General features: G+C 59.7%; 17 protein-coding genes and 2 pseudogenes. 10 read left to right on the forward strand and 9 right to left on the reverse strand.

Going from position 1 to position 17,723, the window contains the following annotated elements:
* Positions 1-139 precede the first annotated feature (139 nt).
* Entirely contained in the window at positions 140-535 is a 396-nt protein-coding gene (gene msrB / locus AC3WTM_RS06995) for a peptide-methionine (R)-S-oxide reductase MsrB (protein ID WP_057716578.1), read from the reverse strand.
* A gap of 226 nt (positions 536-761) precedes the next feature.
* Here msrB and AC3WTM_RS07000 point away from each other — a divergent pair, with 226 nt between their 5' ends.
* Together AC3WTM_RS07000 and htpX are read left to right on the forward strand one after the other, a co-directional pair.
* Complete coding sequence (locus AC3WTM_RS07000; protein WP_007973513.1) at positions 762-1,973, forward strand: pyridoxal phosphate-dependent aminotransferase; 1,212 nt, start codon at positions 762-764, stop codon at positions 1,971-1,973.
* Between the two features lie 316 nt (positions 1,974-2,289).
* Entirely contained in the window at positions 2,290-3,180 is an 891-nt protein-coding gene (gene htpX / locus AC3WTM_RS07005) for a protease HtpX (RefSeq protein ID WP_007973520.1), read from the forward strand.
* 58 nt (positions 3,181-3,238) lie between these two features.
* On the opposite strand, the gene AC3WTM_RS07010 is transcribed toward htpX, so the two are convergent.
* On the reverse strand, positions 3,239-3,895 hold the full coding sequence (locus tag AC3WTM_RS07010; RefSeq protein WP_102672541.1) for a thiopurine S-methyltransferase: 657 nt from the start codon (positions 3,893-3,895) through the stop codon (positions 3,239-3,241).
* A gap of 102 nt (positions 3,896-3,997) precedes the next feature.
* Between AC3WTM_RS07010 and AC3WTM_RS07015 the strand changes: the two genes are divergently transcribed.
* Positions 3,998-4,765 carry a DODA-type extradiol aromatic ring-opening family dioxygenase gene (locus AC3WTM_RS07015; RefSeq protein ID WP_102672542.1) on the forward strand — a complete coding sequence of 256 codons (768 nt, stop codon included), beginning with the start codon at positions 3,998-4,000 and terminating at the stop codon, positions 4,763-4,765.
* Between the two features lie 121 nt (positions 4,766-4,886).
* Here the strand turns inward: AC3WTM_RS07015 and AC3WTM_RS07020 are convergent, their stop codons facing one another.
* Positions 4,887-6,560 carry a DEAD/DEAH box helicase gene (locus tag AC3WTM_RS07020; RefSeq protein ID WP_007973525.1) on the reverse strand — a complete coding sequence of 558 codons (1,674 nt, stop codon included), beginning with the start codon at positions 6,558-6,560 and terminating at the stop codon, positions 4,887-4,889.
* A 422-nt stretch (positions 6,561-6,982) separates the two neighbouring features.
* Between AC3WTM_RS07020 and AC3WTM_RS07025 the strand changes: the two genes are divergently transcribed.
* Positions 6,983-7,774, forward strand: a complete 792-nt coding sequence (locus AC3WTM_RS07025; RefSeq protein WP_102672543.1) for a crotonase/enoyl-CoA hydratase family protein — start codon at positions 6,983-6,985, stop codon at positions 7,772-7,774.
* 106 nt (positions 7,775-7,880) lie between these two features.
* On the opposite strand, the gene AC3WTM_RS07030 is transcribed toward AC3WTM_RS07025, so the two are convergent.
* A complete protein-coding gene (locus AC3WTM_RS07030) occupies positions 7,881-8,636 on the reverse strand; it encodes a spermidine synthase (protein ID WP_102672544.1) in 756 nt (251 codons plus the stop codon).
* Positions 8,637-8,786: 150 nt separating this feature from the next.
* Between AC3WTM_RS07030 and AC3WTM_RS07035 the strand changes: the two genes are divergently transcribed.
* A complete protein-coding gene (locus tag AC3WTM_RS07035; RefSeq protein WP_102672545.1) occupies positions 8,787-10,133 on the forward strand; it encodes a class II 3-deoxy-7-phosphoheptulonate synthase in 1,347 nt (448 codons plus the stop codon).
* A gap of 87 nt (positions 10,134-10,220) precedes the next feature.
* Here the strand turns inward: AC3WTM_RS07035 and AC3WTM_RS07040 are convergent, their stop codons facing one another.
* Both AC3WTM_RS07040 and AC3WTM_RS07045 read right to left on the reverse strand, forming a co-directional pair.
* Positions 10,221-11,450, reverse strand: a complete 1,230-nt coding sequence (locus AC3WTM_RS07040) for a winged helix-turn-helix domain-containing protein (protein WP_102672546.1) — start codon at positions 11,448-11,450, stop codon at positions 10,221-10,223.
* 64 nt (positions 11,451-11,514) lie between these two features.
* On the reverse strand, positions 11,515-11,730 hold the full coding sequence (locus AC3WTM_RS07045) for a DUF1127 domain-containing protein (protein ID WP_008049076.1): 216 nt from the start codon (positions 11,728-11,730) through the stop codon (positions 11,515-11,517).
* A 95-nt stretch (positions 11,731-11,825) separates the two neighbouring features.
* Between AC3WTM_RS07045 and AC3WTM_RS07050 the strand changes: the two genes are divergently transcribed.
* Positions 11,826-12,680, forward strand: a complete 855-nt coding sequence (locus AC3WTM_RS07050) for a LysR substrate-binding domain-containing protein (RefSeq protein WP_057713818.1) — start codon at positions 11,826-11,828, stop codon at positions 12,678-12,680.
* Here AC3WTM_RS07050 and AC3WTM_RS07055 read toward each other — a convergent pair.
* Positions 12,670-12,938 (reverse strand): annotated as a pseudogene (locus AC3WTM_RS07055) (TSUP family transporter); the annotation flags it as partial. The gene AC3WTM_RS07050 and the pseudogene AC3WTM_RS07055 overlap by 11 nt on opposite strands.
* 88 nt (positions 12,939-13,026) lie before the next feature.
* Between AC3WTM_RS07055 and AC3WTM_RS07060 the strand changes: the two are divergent.
* From AC3WTM_RS07060 to AC3WTM_RS07075, 4 genes and pseudogenes are all read left to right on the forward strand, one after another.
* Positions 13,027-13,396: pseudogene (locus AC3WTM_RS07060) on the forward strand (LysR family transcriptional regulator); the annotation flags it as partial.
* Between the two features lie 67 nt (positions 13,397-13,463).
* Positions 13,464-13,925, forward strand: a complete 462-nt coding sequence (locus tag AC3WTM_RS07065; RefSeq protein ID WP_102672547.1) for a MarR family winged helix-turn-helix transcriptional regulator — start codon at positions 13,464-13,466, stop codon at positions 13,923-13,925.
* A 354-nt stretch (positions 13,926-14,279) separates the two neighbouring features.
* Positions 14,280-14,699 carry an organic hydroperoxide resistance protein gene (locus tag AC3WTM_RS07070; protein ID WP_102671933.1) on the forward strand — a complete coding sequence of 140 codons (420 nt, stop codon included), beginning with the start codon at positions 14,280-14,282 and terminating at the stop codon, positions 14,697-14,699.
* Positions 14,700-14,733: 34 nt separating this feature from the next.
* On the forward strand, positions 14,734-15,750 hold the full coding sequence (locus tag AC3WTM_RS07075) for an alpha/beta hydrolase (RefSeq protein WP_102671934.1): 1,017 nt from the start codon (positions 14,734-14,736) through the stop codon (positions 15,748-15,750).
* Between the two features lie 179 nt (positions 15,751-15,929).
* On the opposite strand, the gene AC3WTM_RS07080 is transcribed toward AC3WTM_RS07075, so the two are convergent.
* Together AC3WTM_RS07080 and earP are read right to left on the reverse strand one after the other, a co-directional pair.
* The gene (locus AC3WTM_RS07080; protein WP_007983530.1) at positions 15,930-16,499 is read right to left on the reverse strand and encodes an elongation factor P; all 570 of its coding nucleotides are present in this window, start codon (positions 16,497-16,499) and stop codon (positions 15,930-15,932) included.
* Positions 16,500-16,547: 48 nt separating this feature from the next.
* The gene (gene earP, locus AC3WTM_RS07085; protein WP_102671935.1) at positions 16,548-17,690 is read right to left on the reverse strand and encodes an elongation factor P maturation arginine rhamnosyltransferase EarP; all 1,143 of its coding nucleotides are present in this window, start codon (positions 17,688-17,690) and stop codon (positions 16,548-16,550) included.
* Between the last annotated feature and the right edge of the window lie 33 nt (positions 17,691-17,723).

Here is a 17,723-nt window from a genome sequence, read left to right on the forward strand (position 1 = left end):
TCGAACGCCAATCCACTGTAGGAGCGAGCTTGCTCCGGGCGGCGCTCCGACGATGGACCAGAGAACAACTCGGGGCACCAGGCTTCCCGCGTTATCGTTGACGACCATCGCGAGCAAGCTCGCTCCTACAGGACTCGCATTACACGCGCGGCACCAGGTCCAGGCACACCGAATTGATGCAGTAACGCAGGCCCGTTGGCGGCGGGCCGTCGGGAAAAACGTGCCCCAGGTGCGCGTCGCATTTGGCGCAGACCACTTCGGTGCGGATCATGCCGTGGCTGACATCACGGATTTCGGTCATGGCGCTGTCGCCGATAGGCGCGTAGAAGCTCGGCCAGCCGCAACCCGAGTCGAACTTGGTTTTGGAGTCGAACAGCGGCTCGTTACAGCAGATGCAGTGGTAGATTCCGTCGGTCTTGGTGGCGTTGTACTTGCCGGAAAACGGTCGTTCGGTGCCTTTGAGGCGACACACGTTGTACTGCTCCGGGTCGAGCATCGCCTTCCATTCTTCCAGGGTTTTTTCCAACTTTTCCATCATCACACCTCAGCGGCTGAAAAAGCCCGATCTGTACCTTTTCCACGGATCGGGCGGCACGTATGATTGCGCCTCGTCAAACGCCAGTCTGGCAGCCAGACCACGCGCATTCAAACGGAAATATGGGTGCTGCATCTCAAGGCGTCAGGCCTGTGTGAATACGCAGGATTCCCAGCACGGCTGCCCAAACGCCGTCTGGATCGTTCATTTTCGGGAACACATCGCCATGCAGGTCAGCAAATCGAACAAGCTCGCCAACGTCTGCTACGACATTCGCGGCCCGGTGCTCAAGCACGCCAAGCGCCTGGAAGAGGAAGGCCATCGCATCCTCAAGCTGAACATCGGCAACCCGGCGCCCTTTGGTTTCGAAGCACCGGACGAAATCCTCCAGGACGTAATCCGCAACCTGCCGACCGCCCAGGGCTACAGCGATTCCAAGGGCCTGTTCAGTGCGCGCAAGGCCGTCATGCAGTACTACCAGCAAAAGCAGGTGGAAGGCGTCGGCATTGAAGACATCTACCTGGGCAACGGCGTTTCCGAACTGATCGTGATGTCGATGCAGGCCCTGCTCAACAACGGCGACGAAGTGCTGGTGCCAGCGCCGGACTATCCGTTGTGGACCGCAGCGGTGAGCCTATCGGGCGGCAACCCGGTGCATTACCTGTGCGACGAGCAAGCCAACTGGTGGCCGGACCTGGCCGACATCAAGGCCAAGATCACCCCGAACACCAAGGCCCTGGTGATCATCAACCCGAACAACCCGACCGGCGCGGTCTACTCCAAAGAAGTCCTGCTGGGCATGCTGGAACTGGCCCGCCAGCACAATCTGGTGGTGTTCTCCGACGAGATCTACGACAAGATCCTTTACGATGACGCCGTGCACATCTGCACCGCCTCCCTGGCGCCGGACCTGCTCTGCCTGACCTTCAACGGCCTGTCCAAGTCCTATCGCGTGGCCGGTTTCCGTTCCGGCTGGATCGCCATCTCCGGCCCGAAACACCACGCCCAGAGCTACATCGAAGGCATCGATATGCTGGCCAACATGCGCCTGTGTGCCAACGTGCCGAGCCAGCATGCGATCCAGACTGCCCTGGGGGGCTATCAGAGCATCAATGACCTGGTGCTGCCCCAGGGCCGCCTGCTGGAGCAACGCAACCGCACCTGGGAGTTGCTCAACGACATTCCGGGCGTCAGCTGCGTCAAGCCGATGGGGGCGCTGTATGCATTCCCGCGGATCGACCCCAAGGTCTGCCCGATCCATAACGACGAAAAATTCGTCCTCGACCTGCTGCTCTCCGAGAAGCTGCTGGTGGTTCAAGGCACCGCTTTCAACTGGCCATGGCCAGACCACTTCCGCGTCGTGACCCTGCCCCGTGTCGATGACCTGGAGATGGCCATCGGACGCATTGGCGGCTTCCTCAAGTCCTACCGCCAGTAAGCGATCTGTCACCGTGCGACGTTCCCGAACGTCGCACGGTGATTCATCCGGCAACATTTGTTTGCATTGCGCCACTGACAGTCGCCTTGACCGCTGCCGGATCGCGCCTTGCCTGCTCGCGCCTAACAAAGGCGGGGCCTTCGACATGAATTGACTGACAAACACTTCCCGCATACTTGTCGGAAATGCCCTGCAAGCAGCTAGACTGTTGCCGTAGGACACAGTTTGAAATAGTCACCCGGTTGAATACCCCGGTGCAGCACCTTATATACCCCGCAGTACGCCACATCTTTAGCATGAGGAGATTTCTACAACCATGATGCGCATCCTGCTGTTCTTGGCCACTAACCTGGCGGTCGTGCTGATTGCCAGCATCACCCTGAGCCTTTTCGGCTTCAACGGGTTCATGGCGGCCAATGGGGTTGACCTCAACCTCAATCAGCTGCTGATCTTCTGTGCGGTCTTTGGTTTCGCAGGTTCGCTGTTCTCGCTGTTCATCTCCAAGTGGATGGCGAAGATGAGTACCAGCACCCAGATCATCACCCAGCCACGCACCCGTCACGAGCAATGGCTGCTGCAAACCGTCGAGCAACTGTCTCGCGAAGCCGGAATCAAGATGCCCGAAGTCGGTATCTTCCCGGCCTACGAGGCGAACGCCTTCGCCACCGGCTGGAACAAGAACGACGCATTGGTCGCGGTCAGCCAGGGATTGCTCGAGCGCTTCTCGCCGGATGAAGTGAAAGCCGTCCTGGCCCACGAAATCGGTCACGTGGCCAATGGCGACATGGTCACCCTGGCGTTGATCCAGGGCGTGGTGAACACCTTCGTGATGTTCTTCGCACGGATCATCGGCAATTTCGTCGACAAGGTGATCTTCAAGAACGAAGAAGGCCAGGGTATTGCCTACTACGTGGCGACCATCTTCGCCGAACTGGTTCTGGGCATACTGGCCAGCGCCATCGTCATGTGGTTCTCGCGCAAGCGTGAATTCCGTGCCGACGAAGCCGGTGCAAACCTGGCCGGCACCGCCGCGATGATTGGCGCCCTGCAACGCCTGCGGGCGGAACAAGGGCTGCCAGTGCACATGCCCGACACCCTGAACGCCTTCGGCATCAACGGTGGCATCAAGCAAGGCTTCGCTCGCATGTTCATGAGCCACCCGCCGCTGGAAGAGCGCATCGACGCTCTGGCTCGTCGTCGGGGCTGATACACGCCACAGCAAAGCAAAAGGCCCGCAGCGATGCGGGCCTTTTTTTGTCTGCAGATTACCGCGTGGAAACCCGATACACCCGCTCCTCAAGCCGCGTGACACCCGCCTCCAGGAATTTCCCGCTCTCGCTCAACACATCCTGATCTTCCAGGATCTTCAGCGACCATGAATCCCCGAACAACCGCCGCACCTCATCATCGAGCACAGCAAACGGTGGGCCGGACATTTGCGCCTGGTCATAGTCCAGGGTAATCACCAGGCCATGGGACTCCTTAGGCAATATCCGCTTCAAATGGGCAGCGTAGCGCTCTCGCATTTCCGTCGGCAGCGCGATCAACGCCGCGCGATCATAAAGCGCGGAGCAGTCAGCCACATCGCCTGCCGTCAGCTCGAAGAAATCGCCACACCACAGTTCAATGGAGCCTGCCCGATAAACCCTGAACGGCCCCTGCTCGCTGATGGCCGGATCAAAGCCATGTTCGCTGAAAAACTCCTCGACGGCTTTTTCCGACAGTTCGACTCCCAAGACCTCATGGCCTTGATGGGCGAGCCATAGCAAATCCAGGCTTTTTCCACATAACGGCACCAACACGCGTGCGCCTTCTTCAAGGCTTAACGCTGGCCAGAACCGCTTCAGATGAGGGTTCACCTGCGGCAGATGAAAGCCGATCTGGTTCGCCGCCCATTTCTTGTGCCAAAACTCCGGCTGCATAAATAACCCCGAAAATTCGATCAAAACACTCTAAAACTTATATTAGATTTAGATTAATGATCTGACTGAAGATGTTGCATCTTAACTCTCAGGAGCTCATTCATGTTCCCCAGCCTGTACATATCCCACGGCTCCCCCATGCTCGCCCTGGAACCCGGTGCCAGCGGGCCGGCACTTGCCCGCCTGGCCGCCGAGATACCGAAGCCCAAGGCCATCGTGATTGTTTCCGCGCACTGGGAAAGCAATGAGCTGCTGGTCAGCGGCAATCCACAACCGGAAACCTGGCATGACTTCGGTGGCTTTCCCAAAGCCCTGTTCGAGGTCCAGTACCCGGCTCCCGGCGATCCACGACTCGCCGCCGAGGTTGCCGAACTATTGAAAACTGCTGGCTTTGCTGCACGTATCGACAGCAATCGGCCTTTCGACCATGGCGTCTGGGTGCCTTTATCGCTGATGTATCCGCTGGCAGACATCCCGATTGTCCAGGTTTCATTGCCCACCCGTGGCGGTCCCGCCCTGCAGACCCGTGTTGGCCACGCGCTGGCCAGCCTGCGCGAGCATGGCGTCCTGCTGATCGGCTCCGGCAGCATCACTCACAACCTGCGGGAACTGGACTGGCATGCCGGCCCCGAGAGCGTTGAGCCCTGGGCCCTGGCGTTTCGCGACTGGATGATCGACAAACTCGCAACGAACGACGAAGCCGCGCTACATGACTATCGCGCTCAGGCGCCAAACGCTGTACGCAATCATCCGAGTGATGAGCACTTGTTGCCGTTGTACTTTGCCCGCGCCGCTGGCGGGCAGTTCAGCGTTGCTCACCAAGGGTTCACCATGGGAGCGCTGGGCATGGATATTTACCGCTTCGGCTGACAGACAGACCGTGTCGCGAAGGGGCCACCGCCATTCTTCAGCCGGGCTTGAACTGCAGGCAAAAAAAATCCCCGAACCAGTCGGGGATTTTTCATGTTCGATCAATCAGCCCGAGAGCGGATCAATCTTCGCGGTAGCGACGCAGCTTCAACTGCTTACCTGCAACGCGAGTGTCCTTCAGCTTGGTCAGCAACTTCTCCAGACCATCTTCCGGCAGCTCGACGAGGCTAAAGCTGTCACGCACCTGGATGCGACCGATCGCTTCACGCGCCAGACCACCTTCGTTGAGGATGGCGCCCAGCAGGTTCTTGGCAGCGATACCGTCACGCGCGCCCAGCGCGGTACGGCAACGTGCACGACCTTCGCCCAGTGGCATCGGAGCACGACGCTCGCGGTCACCACGCTCAGGACGATCACCGGAACGCTCAGGACGATCGCCACGCGGTGCATTGTTCGGCACCAGTGGACGCTCTTTCTCGATAGCGGCCAGGTTCAGCGCTTGACCGTTGGTAGCCTTGCGCAGCAGGGCTGCGGCCAGGGCACGCGGGCTGCAACCGATGTCGGCAGTCAGGCGATCGAGCAGATCACCGTGGGTCGATTCAGCTTCAGCCACCAGCGGCGACAGGCTGTTGGTCAGCTTCTTGATGCGCGCATCCAGAACGGCTTGAGCGTCCGGCAGGCGAACTTCAGCAACCTTTTGACCGGTTACACGCTCGATCACTTGCAGCATGCGGCGCTCACGCGGAGTCACCAGCAGCAGTGCACGACCTTCGCGACCGGCACGGCCGGTACGGCCGATACGGTGAACGTAGGACTCTGGATCGTACGGCATGTCAACGTTGAACACGTGAGTGATGCGCGGAACGTCCAGGCCACGAGCGGCAACGTCGGTCGCCACAACGATGTCCAGACGGCCATCCTTGAGGGAGTCGATCACGCGCTCACGCTGGTTCTGGGCGATGTCACCGTTCAGCGCAGCGGCTTTGTAGCCTTTGGCTTCCAGGGCACTGGCCAGGTCCAGGGTCGCTTGCTTGGTGCGCACGAACATGATCAGGGCGTCGAAATCTTCCACTTCCAGCAAGCTGAGAACGGCCGAAGTCTTCTGGTCAGCGTGAACCAGCAGGTGAGCCTGCTCGATCGCGGTAACGGTCTGGGTCTTGCTCTGAATCTTGACGTGCTTCGGATCGCGCAGGTGGCGTTCGGCGATGGCACGGATCGATTGAGGCAAGGTGGCCGAGAACAGTACGGTCTGACGGGTTTCCGGCATGGCCTTGAAGATGACTTCCAGGTCGTCCATGAAGCCCAGTTTGAGCATTTCGTCGGCTTCGTCGAGAACCAGGTGGTTCACGGTCGCCAGTACTTTTTCGTCGCGACGCAGGTGGTCGCACAGACGACCCGGAGTGGCGACAACGATTTGTGCGCCATTACGGATTGCTTTCAGTTGTGGGCCCATCGGCGCGCCGCCGTAGACAGCCACAACAGTCACGCCCGGCATTTGCTTGGCGTAGGTTTCGAAAGCGGTTGCAACTTGTAGCGCCAACTCACGAGTTGGGGCCAGGATCAGAGCTTGCGGCTCGCGCTTGGACGGATCAATGCGGTGCAGAATTGGCAGGGCAAAGGCAGCGGTTTTACCGGTACCGGTTTGCGCCTGACCAATCATATCGTGACCGGCGAGAATGATCGGGATCGACTGCTGCTGAATGGCCGAAGGCTCTTCATAGCCGGTAGCGACTACTGCAGCGACAATATTTGGATGAAGTTCAAGAGCGGCGAAGCCGCCGATTTCCTGGGTCATGGGTCTGCCTCTAAGTGCATCCGCAAAGACCCATGCTCCAAAGCTGCACATGCCGTGTTGAGACTCAAGAGTCGCCCTGGCAGCTTTGTCGGCGGGGATTTGCGAAAACGAATGAATGAAAAGAATCGTCAAGGAAGAGTCCGCTGGGCGGACGTGCAGCCGAAGCTGGCTTCGGGGAATTGCGCTACCTAAACGCGGCCCGGTTAAAGGCCGGCGCGCACTATACCGGAATTCGCCCAAAAAGGGAGCTTTTTTTATCGGAAATCCACCGAATACACTGTTGTGTAACAGGCTTTGCGAATAATCGGTCAGCCGTCTATTTTTCAAAGGCCCGGCCTTGCGGGTGATGGCGCTAAAACGGTTCACCCTTTGCCGTGCAGACCGTCGGTCTGGCACGCCTTCCCCACCCCGAGGACCGCTCCATGAATCAGCTCAGCTCCAGTCGAGTCAGCCGCGAACGACATGGTCATGTGTTCCTGATCGGTCTGGATCGGGTGGCCAAGCGCAATGCCTTCGATCTAGACCTGCTCAACGCGTTGAGCCTGGCCTATGGCGAGTTCGAAGCCGACAGCGAGGCGCGGGTGGCTGTGGTGTTCGCACATGGCGAACACTTCACCGCCGGGCTCGACCTGGTCAATGCCAGCGTCACACTGAAAGATGGCTGGCAGGTTCCACCCGGCGGCTGCGATCCGTGGGCGGTATTCGCGGGCCCCCGGGTCAGCAAACCCGTAATCGTCGCCGCCCAAGGCTACTGCCTCACCATCGGCATCGAATTGATGCTGGCCGCCGACATCAACCTTTGCGCCAGCAACACCCGGTTCGCACAAATGGAAGTGCAACGCGGAATCTTCCCGTTCGGCGGTGCGACCCTGCGCCTGCATCAAGTGGCCGGCTGGGGTAATGCCATGCGCTGGTTGTTGACCGGTGATGAATTCGACGCCCGTGATGCATTGCACCTGGGTCTGGTGCAGGAGGTCATGGCCAGTGAGGACTTGCTGCCCCGGGCGATTGAATTGGCCGAACGGATTGCCCGTCAGGCACCGCTTGGGGTACAGGCGACGCTGATATCTGCGCGACAGGCCCGGTATGAAGGGGAAACCGCGGCGGCACAGGCGCTGCCGCAGCTAGTCAAGAAGTTGATGGCTAGCGAGGACGTCAAGGAAGGTGTGCGGTCGATGGTGGAGCGGCGGCCGGGTGTCTTCAAAGGGCTTTAGCCTTGTATTGCCAGTTAGAAAGCTATCGCGAACAAGCTCGCTCCCACAGGGAATCGCGGTCAAATGTGGGAGCGAGCCTGCTCGCGATGGGGCCATCACTGACAACTCAGGTAGCCGGGCGAATCGCCTTGATCAACGAATCCAGCGAGTAGCCCAACCGCGGCGCCAGCGCTTCAGCGCGGGCGATCAGGCCGTCCATGTCCAGTTCCTGGTCCAGCTCCGACGGCACGATCAGAATCACGTTGCCCTCCTTCACCGGCAGCTCCCAGTAATGTCGGTGATACAAACCGCGCAACAAGGCGGCGCCCAGGGGTTTGCCATCGTCGGTCGCCCACTGATTGATGACCAGCCAGCCACCCGGATTCAATCGCTTCTGGCAGTTTTCCAGAAAGCTCCAGGCCAGATGACCGACACCCGGACCGACATCGGTATAAAGATCGACGAAAATCAGGTCGGCCGACTCAGCGGTGTCCAGCAGTTCCAGCGCATCGCCAACGCGGATGTACAGGCGCGGATCGTCATCCAGCCCCAGATATTCAATAGCCAGGCGCGGTACGTCCGGGCGTAGTTCGATGGCTTCGACATCTTCCAGCGGCAGGAACTTGAGGCAGGCCTGGGTCAGCGTCCCGGCACCGAGGCCGAGAAACAGCGCACTTTCCGGTTGCTGGTGGCACAGCGCACCAATCAGCATCGCCCGGGTGTAGTCGTACTCGAGCCAGCTCGGATCGGCCGTGAACACGCAGCTTTGCTCGATGGCATCACCGAATTCGAGAAAACGGTAATCGGCCACTTCCAGCACACGAATCACGCCGAACTCGTCCTGTACCTCGGCGAGCAGATGCTCGACGCGCTCCTCAGTCATTTCATCTCCTGATCGTCACCGGGGCCGGCAACGCAATAACACCGCGTGTAGAGAGCGGCAAAGGCGAGATTGTCGGCGAAGCGACGGGAACAGGTCACGCACTAATTTGCTGATAACATGGAGGTCCGAGCGAAAACACTAGAGACCGTGATGAGCCAACCCTGGAGCCCCGACAGCTGGCGCGCCTTGCCGATCCAGCAACAACCCCAATACCCCGACGCCGCGCATTTGCAGCAGGTCGAGCAGACCCTGTCCAGCTATCCGCCACTGGTGTTTGCCGGTGAAGCCCGGGAGTTGCGCCGTCAGTTTGCCGAGGTGACCCAGGGCCGCGCGTTTCTGTTGCAAGGTGGCGACTGCGCCGAAAGCTTCGCCGAGTTCTCTGCCGCGAAAATCCGCGACACCTTCAAGGTGTTGTTGCAGATGGCGATAGTGATGACCTTTGCCGCCGGCTGTCCGGTGGTCAAGGTCGGGCGCATGGCCGGGCAGTTCGCCAAGCCCCGTTCGGCCAATGACGAAACCATCGATGGCGTGACCTTGCCCGCCTACCGTGGCGACATCGTCAACGGCATCGGTTTCGACGAAAAAAGCCGCGTGCCGGATCCGGAACGCCTGCTGCAGTCCTATCACCAGTCCACCGCCACCCTGAACCTGTTACGTGCATTTGCCCAAGGCGGTTTTGCGGATCTGCACCAGGTGCACAAGTGGAACCTGGACTTCATTGCCAACTCGGCGTTGGCGGAAAAGTACAGCCACCTGGCCGACCGTATCGATGAAACCCTGGCATTCATGCGCGCCTGCGGCATGGACAGTTCGCCGCAGCTGCGCGAAACCAGCTTCTTCACCGCCCACGAAGCGCTGCTGCTGAACTACGAAGAAGCCTTCGTGCGTCGCGACAGCCTGACCAACGACTACTACGACTGCTCGGCCCACATGCTGTGGATCGGCGACCGCACCCGTCAGCTGGACGGCGCCCACGTCGAATTCCTGCGCGGGGTGAACAACCCGATCGGGGTCAAGGTCGGCCCGAGCATGAACCCGGACGACCTGATTCGCTTGATCGACGTGCTCAACCCGCAGAACGATCCGGGTCGCCTGAACCTGATTGCGCGGATGGGCGCAAACAAGGTCGGCGATCACTTGCCGCAGCTGATCCGCGCCGTCCAGCGCGAAGGCAAGCAGGTGCTGTGGAGTTCGGACCCAATGCACGGCAACACCATCAAGGCCAGCAGCGGCTACAAGACCCGCGACTTCGCGCAGATCCTTGGCGAGGTAAAGCAGTTCTTCCAGGTACACGAAGCCGAAGGCAGTTATGCCGGTGGTATCCACATCGAAATGACCGGGCAGAACGTGACCGAGTGCATCGGTGGTGCGCGGCCGATCACCGAGGATGGCTTGTCGGATCGCTATCACACCCACTGCGACCCGCGGATGAACGCCGATCAGTCGCTGGAGCTGGCGTTTTTGATTGCTGAAACCTTGAAACAGGTTCGGCGCTAAATCCCGGCGCCTTCATCGCGAGCAAGCTCGCTCCCACATTGGACCGCGTTCCCCTGTGGGAGCGAGCTTGCTCGCGAAGAGGCCAGCTCAGCCACCCTCAATCTGTGCCAGTGCCACCCGCAACCTCGCCGCACTCGCCCGCGGGCAATTCAACTGAACCTGTGCCAGCCCCAGCCAATCAGCCATCTGCCGCAGATTGACCGCCAACGCCAACATCCCCTCGTCATCCAGCCCCGCCTCCTCCTCATGCACCGCATGCACCGCCAAACGGCCCGCCCCGCGTTCGGCGCGCAGATCGACTCGTGCGGCAATCCGTTCGTTGTGCAAAAACGGCAGGACGTAATAGCCGTACACCCGTTTGTCCGGCGGCGTGTAGATCTCCAGCCGATAGCGAAAATCAAACAGCCGCTCGGTCCGGCTGCGTTCCCAGATCAGCGAATCGAACGGCGAAAGCAAGGCACTGGCCACGACTTTACGCGGCACTTTTGGCTCGGGCAGACAATAGGCCGGTTGTCGCCAGCCCTGCACTTCGCAGGTCAGCAATTCCCCGGCCTCGACCAACTCGGCCAAACGTGGACGACTGTCCGCAGGATTCAAGCGGAAATAGTCACGCAAATCCTTCTCCGTACCGACCCCCAAGGCCGTTGCCGCATGCCGCAACAGGCCGCGCTGGGCCTCGTCTTCACTCAGGACGGGGTGCGCAAGCACCGCCGAGGGAATCACTCGCTCCGGCAGATCGTAGAGCCTTTCGAATCCGCGCCGTCCGGCAACAGTCACTTCACCGGCAGCGAACAACCATTCCAGCGCATGCTTTTCCGCGCTCCAGTCCCACCAAGGGCCGGCCCGTTCCTGACGGGTCGACAGGCTGCCGGCCCCCAGCGCGCCCTGCTCCTCGACCGAGGCCAGCACCCGGCGAATTGTGTCCTGTTGCTCACGACCGAAGCGCGCCAGCTGCTGATAAATGTCCTCGCCACGTCTGGCACGCTGCATGCGCCAGCGCATCAGCGGGAACATGGAAAGTGGCAACAACGAGGCTTCATGGCCCCAATACTCGAACAACGTACGGCGCCGGCCCTGACTCCAGGCAGCCTGGTCGAGCAAATCGGAGGAGTAGTTACCGAGGCGGGAAAACAGCGGAAGGTAGTGCGAGCGCACCAATGCATTGACCGAATCGATCTGCAAAATGCCCAGCCGCTCGATCAGGCGATTGAGCGCAGCAGCCTTGATCGCCGCTGGCGGCGACCGCCCGTTGAACCCTTGGGCGGCCAGCGCCAGACGCCGAGCCTGTTTGAGGGTAAAGGACAACGTTGCGGGCATGGGTGCCTCCTTGTCTGCTCGCAACCTACCTCACCGGTAAGGGGTTTGTGTAGCGTGGCATTCATCATTTATGCATCGGGTCATTCCAGAACGGCTTGATCGACTCGTTCTCCACATCCGCACGGCTCATGCCGATGTCCTTGAGTGCTTCGTCGCTCAAGCTCGCCAGCAATTCGCGCTCGCGATGCAATTCGTACCAGCGGCCGACCTTGTGCAGCAGATCGGATATCACGTGAATCGAGTGTTTTTCTGATCCTTGGAACTCATGTTGACCTTTCATCTTGTTGCCCTCCGTTTGGATGGCCCCAGTCTCGCGCCGGGTCTAAGATCAATCCAACGAATGTTTCTGATGTCACATATCTCGGAGATTGATGAATGTCGGCCTACCCGAGTATCGATACCGAAGTCTTGCGCACCTTCGTCGCCATCGCCGACCAGGGCGGCTTTACCCGCGCCGGGGAATTGGTCAATCGCACCCAGTCCGCCGTCAGCATGCAGATGAAACGACTGGAAGAAGATGTGCTGCAGCGCCAGTTGTTCCAACGCGACGGGCGGCAGGTGCGACTGACGGCTGAAGGCCAGGTGCTGCTCGGCTATGCGCGACGCATCCTCAAGCTGCACAGTGAGGTCTTCAATACCTTGCGTGAGCCCGACATGGTCGGCACGGTGCGCATCGGCACGCCGGATGATTATGTAATGCGATTCCTACCCGGGATTCTGCGCCGGTTTGCCCAGTCCTACCCACTGATCCAGATCGAAGTGCACTGCGAATCATCCAAACAACTGTTGATGCGCCAAGACCTCGACCTGTCCATCGTGACCCGCGAACCGGGCAGCGAAATCGGCCAGTTGTTGCGCAAGGAACGCTTTGTCTGGGCCGAGGCACAATGCTACAGCGCCCACGAGCAGACGCCGCTGCCACTGGCGATGTTCAACAGTGATTGCTTCTGCCGCCAGTGGGCCTGCAATGCCCTGGATGCCCGGGGACGCGATTACCGAGTGGCGTACAACAGCGACAGCCTGTCGGCGATCATGGCCGTGGTCAGCGCCGGCCTGGCCGTCACGGCGCAACTTGAAAGCCTGATCACCGCGGACATGCGCATCCTTGGTGAGGCCCAGGACCTGCCGCTGCTGCCCGAGGCCAGCATCATGCTCGTGCGCAACCTGCATAACCCGTCACCCATCACCGAATGCCTGGCCGAGCACATCATCGAAGGCTTCAAACTTTGAAGGCGAGCATCACCGCACAGAACACCAGGAACCCGCAAAACAGCCCGCGCAGCAGCCACTCCGGCAATGCGTGGGCAACCTTCACGCCCCAACTGATGCCCATCAGCACACCGACCGCCAAGGGCAAGCCGATCACCCTGCTGACCTGATGGTGCGCGGCGTAAGTCACCAGCGTCCCCCCTTACTCGGCAAGGCCAGTGCCAACGACTGCCCCTGTGCAACCACTTGGCTCGTGCCGAACAGACTGGTCAACACCGGTGCCCACCAACGCGGTGCCTTGGGCAATCTGCTGATCGAACCCGAACAGCACGCCCAGCAGCGGAATCGCGATCAGGCCGCCGCCGAGCTGCGCGCCGGGCAACTGGCCGATACCCGGCTGGTGGCCACTCCACTGGCGAGCATGGTGCGTATCGCATACGCCAGCCCTGATTATTTGCGGTGTCGCGGCGTGCCGACCGAGCCGACACAGCTGATGGAACACGACGGACTCGACTGGGACGGCCTGGCTGGCTAGCGAATACCTGTTGCGGGGTGAGTTGCTGCCGCTGTTCTGCAACAACGGCCTGTCGAAACCGGAAAACGCCGGTATCTACGCCTTGCTCCGGGAACAGCAGCCCAACTCCCGCAGTCGCTTGTTGCTGGAGTACCTGAAACCCCGCTTCAGCCCGATTCCGCCCTGGGATCTGGTGCTACAAACCCATTTGCAACGGCACTGATCAAAATTATCTGGCGCATTAAAGATTCGCCCGCTAGATTCTTCAGATCACAGATCAAGGCTTCGACATGACCACCGAGCGCAACACCCCGGACAACTGCGACAACCTGCTGCTGGACAATCAGGCGTGCTTTGCCCTGCATTCCACTTCGCTGATGATGACCAAGGTCTACAAACCCTTCCTGCAAGCGTTGGGCCTGACCTATCCGCAATACCTGGCGATGATGGTGTTGTGGGAAAGAGACGGTTTGACCGTAGGTGAAATCAGCACGCGGTTACTGACCGATCCTGGCTCGTTGACGCCGCTGCTCAAGCGCCTGGAAGCCGAAGGCCTGCTCAGCCGAACCCGCAGCCGCGAAGATGAGCGGGTGGTGATCGTCGAACTCACCGAACAGGGCCGGGCGTTGCGCGACAAGGCCCGGGACATTCCCCAATGCATCCTCGGCGCCAGCGGGATGACCCTGGAGCGTCTGCAAAACCTGCAAGCGGAGTTGCAGGAGTTGCGTCGTCACCTGCAAGACAGCCTCTAGCCTCCAATCCACCACAAATCCCCCTGTGCGAGCTTGCTCGCGATGGCGGTGTATCAGTCAGCATCATTGCTGAATGTGAGACTGCAATCGCGAGCAAGCTCGCTCCCACAGTAGCTCTGCGGCCCACCAGAAAACCGGGGTCGCCACCCTCCCCAGAAAAAATCCGCTGCCCCCCCTCGATAGCTCTAGTTCAATACTTTCAACCTAAACCACCCCACAGCCTTGTGTCTTTTTTCAAATTTCTTTGAAAAAATATATTGCACGCTAAATATTTGCGCGATACATTCATCTCGCACTTACTTAGCGCGCAAACATTTAGCGCAAAACAAACACACCCTGAACGAGGCTTTCACCATGCAAACTCTCTACACCGCAATCGCAACTTCCACCGGTGGCCGTGACGGTCGTGCGATTTCCAGCGACAACATCCTCGACGTCAAGCTCGCCACGCCCAAAGAACTCGGCGGTGCCGGCGGCGCAGCCACCAACCCAGAGCAACTGTTCGCTGCCGGCTACTCCGCCTGCTTCATCGGTGCCCTGAAATTCGTGGCCAGCCAGACCAAGCGCAGCATCCCGAACGACGCTTCGATCACTGCTCATGTCGGCATCGGCCAGATCCCTGGCGGCTTCGGCCTGGACATCGACCTGCACATCAGCCTGCCGGGTCTTGAACAAGCCGATGCACAAGCACTGGTCGATGCGGCCCACCAGGTCTGCCCGTACTCCAACGCCACCCGTGGCAACGTTGATGTGCGTCTGCACGTAACCGTCTAAGCGCTGACTACCCAGGCCCGAACAGGAAACGAACATGAACACTTTCAGCAAAGTCTTGACCGGTACCCTTCTCGCCTTGTCCATCAGCAACGCGTTCGCAAGTACCGGGGTTGAACACAACACCCAGGCGTTCCTCGACGTTCTGAACGCCGGAACCGGCAAGCCGATGGAGCAAATGACGCCCGCCGAGGCCCGCGCCGTGCTGGTGGGCGCGCAGGCCGGGGTGAAGCTGACACTGCCAAAGGCCGATGTCAGCCAGAAGACCATTCAAGTCGACGGCCAACCGCTAAGCCTGACCATCGTCCGGCCGGCCGGGGTCAAGGGTGAGCTGCCCGTGTTCATGTTCTTCCATGGCGGCGGCTGGGTACTGGGAGATTTCCCGACCCACGAGCGGCTGGTGCGTGACCTGGTGACGGGTTCTGGAGCGGCAGCCGTATTCGTGAACTACACGCCATCGCCGGAAGCGCATTACCCGGTGGCGATCAACCAGGCTTACGCGGCGACCCAATGGGTGGCCGAGCACGGTAAAGAGATCAACGTCGATGGCCAGCGCCTGGCGGTAGCCGGCAACAGTGTCGGCGGCAACATGGCGGCGGTGGTTGCGCTGATGGCCAAGGACAAGGGCACACCAGCGATCAAATTCCAGGTGCTGTTGTGGCCGGTGACTGATGCCAACTTCGAAACCGCGTCCTACAACCAGTTTGCCGAAGGGCACTTCCTCACCAAAAACATGATGAAGTGGTTCTGGGACAACTACACCACCGACGCCAAGCAACGGAACGAGATCTACGCCTCGCCACTGCGCGCAACCACCGCCCAGTTGAAAGGATTGCCTCCAGCGCTGGTGCAGACCGCTGGAGCCGACGTATTGCGCGACGAAGGTGAAGCCTACGCCCGCAAGCTGGACGAGGCCGGTGTGCCAGTGACCTCGGTTCGCTACAACGGCCTGATCCACGACTACGGTTTGCTCAACGTGGTGAGCCAAGTGCCAGCGGTGCGTTCGGCGATGCTGCAGGCGTCTGAAGAACTGAAACAACACTTGAAGAAATAACACGGCCCCACCCTGTAGGAGCGAGCCTGCTCGCGATGGACGCCCAGACAACGCGGGCATTCAGATAGCCCGCGTTATCGTTAACGACCATCGCGAGCAGGCTCGCTCCTACAGGGGGAGCCCTCAGACAAAAAAAAGCCCGACTCAATGGTCGGGCTTTTTCATTCCTGAAGCTGTGCTTATTTGGCACGGCCTTTGTAGGAACCGCCTTCGCGGGTATCAATCTCGATCATGTCGTCGATATTGATGAAGTCAGCAACCGACAGCTCGGTACCGTTCTTCAGTTTGGCAGGCTTCATCACCTTGCCGGAAGTGTCGCCGCGAGCGGAGCCTTCGGTGTAGGCAACCTGACGCACGATGGTGGTCGGCAGTTCTACGGAAACCAGACGGCCTTCGAAGAACACGGCTTCGCAAACGTCGGTCATGCCTTCTTCAACGAACGGCAGAACGGCTTCGATGTCTTCGGCGTTCAGCTCGTACATGGTGTAGTCAGTGGTGTCCATGAACGTGTAGGAGTCGCCGCTGATGAAGGACAGGGTCGCTTCTTTGCGATCCAGGATCACGTCATCCAGCTTGTCGTCCGCACCGTATACGGTTTCGGTCTTGTAGCCGGTCAGCAGGTTTTTCAGCTTGGTCTTCATGATCGCGCTGTTACGACCGGACTTGGTGAATTCAGCTTTCTGAACCAGCCAAGGATCGTTGTCGATACGGATCACGGTACCGGGTTTGAGTTCTTTACCAGTTTTCATTGCGAATATCCGAATTTGGATGGGATTTACAAAAATCTAGGCCGCGTATCATATCCAATTTCCATAAAACTGTACCAGCGCCGTGGCAAGATCGGCCTGCAAGGCTTGTTCCAGACACCACGCTTCGGCGTGTTTTTCCAGCTCTGGCCAGTGTTTACGGGTGAATTGCCAGTGGTCGGTCATTTTCTCACCGGCGTTCCACGCCCGCCAGAGACCGCTGATCGCCTCCCGCGCCGGGTCCGAAAGCCCCTTTATATAGAGTTCGAGGAAGGCGTCGAGTTTGTCCAGATGGATATCTTCTTCCTGCCGATAAATGTGCCACAAAAATGGCCGGCCGGCCCATTGGGCGCGCACAAAGGAGTCTTCACCGCGCACGGCATTGAAATCGCAGCACCACAGCAACCTGTCGTATTGGTCCTGGCGATTAAATGGCAGCACTTGCACGGTCAAGGCTTCACGCACATACACCGCACCGGCCGCCAGCCCCTCCACACCGAGCCAGCATTCGACGTCCCCGAGAATCCGCCCTTCCGGCACCAGCAGATGTGTGGGCGTCGAATCGCCTGCCATCGCATCGAGCCAACTGGCCAGCCCGGTGTTTTCATAGGCAAACAATGAGATCAACTGCGCGCCGGGTGCACGATCAATTCCCAAACCTTGCAGAAATTCTATTTGAGCCTGCCGGTCTTGCTGAAATTGCCGACGACGCTCAAGCAACCCGCGCTCCCGTATCAACCCGCCCGTACCCTTCTGGAACCCCGGAAAGAAAAAGAACTTCTGTACGCTTTTGTACTTCACCGAGGGCAGACCGTGGCAGCCGATCACCCAGTCTTCGGCACTCAGGTAATCGAGGTTCATCCACAGCGGCGTCTTTTCCCTTTCGGCCATGGCGTCCATATAGGCACTCGGCAGTTGGCAGGCGAATGCGGCGATCACCACATCGGCGGCTTCCGTCGGCTGCCACTCGGCTGGCCATTGCCGCACTTCCACGCCTTGCTGCCACTGCTGCGCAGCGTGGGTGTCGATTTCCGGGCACAGGCGCTCGAATGCTCGCAGATCATCGACCCATAGGCGTACCGCCAGCCCATGTTCTGCTACCAGCTGCCGGGCCAGTCGCCAAGTCACGCCGATGTCGCCGAAGTTATCGACCACGGTGCAAAAAATATCCCAGCGGGTTTTCAATTCAGGCATTCCAGGCTCCCGTTGGCAAAGGCGCCGATTGTC

The organism is Pseudomonas sp. EU05-FHT14B02, assembly GCF_058791055.1.

Coding starts and splice junctions, on each gene's coding strand:
- msrB (WP_057716578.1), bottom strand. CDS start 535: ATGGAAAAGTTGGAAAAAACCCTGGAAGAATGGAAGGCGATGCTCGAC.
- AC3WTM_RS07000 (WP_007973513.1), top strand. CDS start 762: ATGCAGGTCAGCAAATCGAACAAGCTCGCCAACGTCTGCTACGACATT.
- htpX (WP_007973520.1), top strand. CDS start 2,290: ATGATGCGCATCCTGCTGTTCTTGGCCACTAACCTGGCGGTCGTGCTG.
- AC3WTM_RS07010 (WP_102672541.1), bottom strand. CDS start 3,895: ATGCAGCCGGAGTTTTGGCACAAGAAATGGGCGGCGAACCAGATCGGC.
- AC3WTM_RS07015 (WP_102672542.1), top strand. CDS start 3,998: ATGTTCCCCAGCCTGTACATATCCCACGGCTCCCCCATGCTCGCCCTG.
- AC3WTM_RS07020 (WP_007973525.1), bottom strand. CDS start 6,560: ATGACCCAGGAAATCGGCGGCTTCGCCGCTCTTGAACTTCATCCAAAT.
- AC3WTM_RS07025 (WP_102672543.1), top strand. CDS start 6,983: ATGAATCAGCTCAGCTCCAGTCGAGTCAGCCGCGAACGACATGGTCAT.
- AC3WTM_RS07030 (WP_102672544.1), bottom strand. CDS start 8,636: ATGACTGAGGAGCGCGTCGAGCATCTGCTCGCCGAGGTACAGGACGAG.
- AC3WTM_RS07035 (WP_102672545.1), top strand. CDS start 8,787: ATGAGCCAACCCTGGAGCCCCGACAGCTGGCGCGCCTTGCCGATCCAG.
- AC3WTM_RS07040 (WP_102672546.1), bottom strand. CDS start 11,450: ATGCCCGCAACGTTGTCCTTTACCCTCAAACAGGCTCGGCGTCTGGCG.
- AC3WTM_RS07045 (WP_008049076.1), bottom strand. CDS start 11,730: ATGAAAGGTCAACATGAGTTCCAAGGATCAGAAAAACACTCGATTCAC.
- AC3WTM_RS07050 (WP_057713818.1), top strand. CDS start 11,826: ATGTCGGCCTACCCGAGTATCGATACCGAAGTCTTGCGCACCTTCGTC.
- AC3WTM_RS07065 (WP_102672547.1), top strand. CDS start 13,464: ATGACCACCGAGCGCAACACCCCGGACAACTGCGACAACCTGCTGCTG.
- AC3WTM_RS07070 (WP_102671933.1), top strand. CDS start 14,280: ATGCAAACTCTCTACACCGCAATCGCAACTTCCACCGGTGGCCGTGAC.
- AC3WTM_RS07075 (WP_102671934.1), top strand. CDS start 14,734: ATGAACACTTTCAGCAAAGTCTTGACCGGTACCCTTCTCGCCTTGTCC.
- AC3WTM_RS07080 (WP_007983530.1), bottom strand. CDS start 16,499: ATGAAAACTGGTAAAGAACTCAAACCCGGTACCGTGATCCGTATCGAC.
- earP (WP_102671935.1), bottom strand. CDS start 17,690: ATGCCTGAATTGAAAACCCGCTGGGATATTTTTTGCACCGTGGTCGAT.